This window comes from Shewanella sp. MBTL60-112-B2 (assembly GCF_019655055.1).
GTDB lineage: Bacteria > Pseudomonadota > Gammaproteobacteria > Enterobacterales > Shewanellaceae > Shewanella.
In genome coordinates this window covers 1-1,336 of record NZ_BPFA01000070.1, presented here as the reverse complement: position 1 = coordinate 1,336, position 1,336 = coordinate 1, and the positions used below count along the sequence as shown (strand labels likewise).

General features: G+C 43.6%; 1 protein-coding gene. It reads right to left on the bottom strand.

Annotated elements, in window-relative coordinates:
* Nucleotides 1-20 precede the first annotated feature (20 nt).
* Nucleotides 21-1,229 carry an IS4 family transposase gene (locus K5Q73_RS21230; protein ID WP_032073033.1) on the bottom strand — a complete coding sequence of 403 codons (1,209 nt, stop codon included), beginning with the start codon at nucleotides 1,227-1,229 and terminating at the stop codon, nucleotides 21-23.
* Nucleotides 1,230-1,336 lie beyond the last annotated feature (107 nt).

Here is a 1,336-nt window from a genome sequence, read left to right as displayed (position 1 = left end):
CAAAGTACTGAGGGATCCCCTCATAATTTCCCCAAAGCACAACCATGTTTGAATAGATTTTGAGCAAGCAGGGTTGCAGCCGCGAGCAAGTCTTCCCTCGTTATTGTGTAGCCAGAATGCCGCAAAACTTCCATCCCTAAGCGCACTGTTGAGAGTACATTTCGATTTTTGACAGTGTTAGCTTGGAAGTGCTTATCCCAACCTTGTTTCTGACCATGAACTCCAGCAAGCCAAAATGTCAGTTGAAGCATTAGGGCGATTAGCAGCATGATATCAAAGCGCTCTGAGCTGCTAGTTCGGCTATGACGGAGGCCTAAACCGTAGGCTGGGCTTTTCAAGTCTCGGAAGGTTTCTTCAATTTGCATACGCTTCGAGTAGAGCCTAACAAGTTGCTTTGGTGTTCGGATTTCAACGGGCAAGTTAGTCGCTAAAACCCATGGTTCTTTTGTCGAAGCGGAGTAGATTTTAGGTGACGGATGATGACAATTAGTCCGTGTCGAACGCTGATTTTTTCGGCCTTTAGGACGTGATTTATACAGTGCAATTTGACATGAAATTGGGTTGCTCTTAGTCAACCTCTTATAGCCTAAAGTCTTTGAGCGACTTGAGGATATGCTATGTAAGTTGCTGATAGGTTGCCAGTTTTCCGCACCTAAATCTGCATATTGCACTTTCCCTCTGACTCGACTTAACCAGTACCAACCTAGCTTTTCAACGGATTTATACCATGGCACTTTAAAGCCAGCATCACTGACAATGAGCGGTGTAGTGTTACTCGGTAGAATGCTTGCAAGGTCGGCTAGAAATTGGTCATGAGCCTTCTTTGAACATTGCTCTGAAAGCGGAAAGGCTTTCTCATAAAGAGTAATAGAACGACCATGTAGTGCCACCGAAGCCCGCAATACCATAAGCCGTTTTTGCTCACGAATATCAGACCAGTCAACAAGAACAATGGGCATCGAATTACCTGAACAGATAAAGCTGGCATGCCAACGGTATACAGCGAGTCGCTCTTTGTGCAAGTGACGATTACCTAACAATCTGTCGATTCGTTTGATGTTATGTTTTGTTCTGGCTTTCGTTGGCAGGTTACGACCAAGTTCGGTAAGAGTGAGCGTTTTACATTCAAGTAATGCGTGGCAAGCCAGCGTTAAACTGTTGAGTCGTTTTAAGTGCAATTCAGGGCAGAATTGGTAAAGAGAGTCGTGTAAAATATCGAGTTCGCACATCTTGTTGTCTGGTTATTGATTTTTCTCAGAACCATTTGATCACATGACAAGATGTGCATCTACCTTAAATTTATGATTTTTATCAAAATCATTAGGGGATTCCTCAG

What these genes read in the sequence shown, in the direction of transcription:
- K5Q73_RS21230 (WP_032073033.1), bottom strand. Translation starts at nt 1,229, where the DNA reads ATGTGCGAACTCGATATTTTACACGACTCTCTTTACCAATTCTGCCCT.